A 1,622-nucleotide genomic window follows, 5' to 3' on the forward strand; every position below is an offset into this window, starting at 1 on the left:
GACCAGCAGCTATGTCTGGCCTCATTTCAGATATGATCACAGCTTCCCTCGCTAAATTTTCAAGATCACTTGTTGAAAACAAGCATTTCAATGGACATCCAGACCTAGTTGTTAGAGGCAAGTATCCGAATGACAGTATCTCCTCAGGGGAAGACGGCATTGAAATAAAAACCACCAGGAAAAATGGGGGTGCCGTCGATACTCATGGGGCAAGATCTCAATGGATGTGCGTATTTGTCTACAATGTAGATAATGAGACTGAACCGGCCTCAGACAGAAAGTCGATGAAATTTACCGAGGTATATCTTTGCCACGTTGATGAAAATGACTTCCGTCGTAATGATCGTGGTGCATTAGGAACCAGAACAGCAACCCTTCACAAAGAAGGGTTGAAGAAGCTCAGAGAAAGCTGGGTTTACAAGGATTTAGTTTAGTTATTTTCCTTGCTTGGAAGGGCTGATAGCGCGGGGATAGCTTTCTCCGCCAAATCAAAGAACTCCCGGTCTATTTCAACTCCAATGCTCTCATAACCTATATGGTTTGCAGCTGCTAATGTGGAGCCGCCCCCCATAAATGGATCGAGAATAATCCCCTCTCCTAAAGGAAGCACTGCCCTCACTAATTGCCTCATGAAATTTTGCGGCTTTAATGACGGATGTGGCGCTATCTTTTTTTCATGTGCTGGCGTCGGATGAGATTTAATGACATCGCCAAATGGCCTGTCAGCTGAAATTCTCCTGAATCCACCTGTTTTCCACTTTCGTAGATTATCCTGAACCCTTCCATCTAGAGGCTTTCTCAGCACTATCCATGGTTCCCATTGAGAACGTGGCATGACAGAAACATCTCCAAATTCATCATGGGCGTTTTTGGGCCTATCCCCTCCTCTCATGGTCATAACCTGACGCGCGATGTAACCTCGTAGCTCTAAGCCAGACGTAGACATAGAGTCCGCGACTATATGCGATAGAAGAGGGTTGGATGCGATAACTATATTCCCGCCAGGAACAACCACCCTTTCGACTTGCGAGGATAGTTCTTTGAAAAATAATGATATATTTCTAAGATCTTCTTCCCGCAAAACCGTAAAGCGAGGTAATGGCGCACGCTTATGTCCATCAAAGGAAGGCGGCTTTCTCCAAATACCACCTTTCCCTGCCCTTAGTTTCTCAGTCTGCTGTTTTGTATACTCGACTAATCCGTAAGGAGGATCGGTTACAACTGCATGAATTGAATTATCTTTTTGCCTTTTTAACCATTCAATTGCATCATCAAAAAAAATCGTCGATTTCCCAACAGCCTTAGGTGAAGACGTCAAATCTAAGGAGGGAGTAATACCAGCATCACCATTTAAGCGATAGACACCGCGATCTACTCGTTCGAACAGACCAGGGGTATTTAAACTCAGATATGAACGTACAGAAGATTTTGAAATTTCTCCAATTTTCAAATAAACAGCGTTGGTTATCTCCTCAATAGAAGCTTCTCTTCCAAGCCTTAAAAAACATTCAATTATCGAGTCACGAACAACACCAGGAGCCAAAGACATGTTTATAAATCCAGTATTTTTGTATAAAATAATAATACTAACTAGACGTCAGGACGTCAATTTAGTTTAAAAG

At 42.9% G+C, this 1,622-nt stretch carries 2 protein-coding genes; one reads left to right on the plus strand and one right to left on the minus strand.

Annotated elements, in window-relative coordinates; translation table 11 throughout:
- Positions 1 to 434: hypothetical protein (locus ACFWJX_RS40625; protein WP_383252151.1), on the plus strand; the 434-nt coding region annotated here is incomplete at its 5' end.
- Here ACFWJX_RS40625 and ACFWJX_RS40630 read toward each other — a convergent pair.
- Positions 431 to 1,549, minus strand: a complete 1,119-nt coding sequence (locus ACFWJX_RS40630) for a DNA methyltransferase (RefSeq protein ID WP_077952212.1) — start codon at positions 1,547 to 1,549, stop codon at positions 431 to 433. The genes ACFWJX_RS40625 and ACFWJX_RS40630 overlap by 4 nt on opposite strands.
- Between the last annotated feature and the right edge of the window lie 73 nt (positions 1,550 to 1,622).

The sequence above is a fragment of the Streptomyces sp. NPDC058335 genome (genome assembly GCF_042723915.1).
GTDB lineage: Bacteria > Actinomycetota > Actinomycetes > Streptomycetales > Streptomycetaceae > Streptomyces.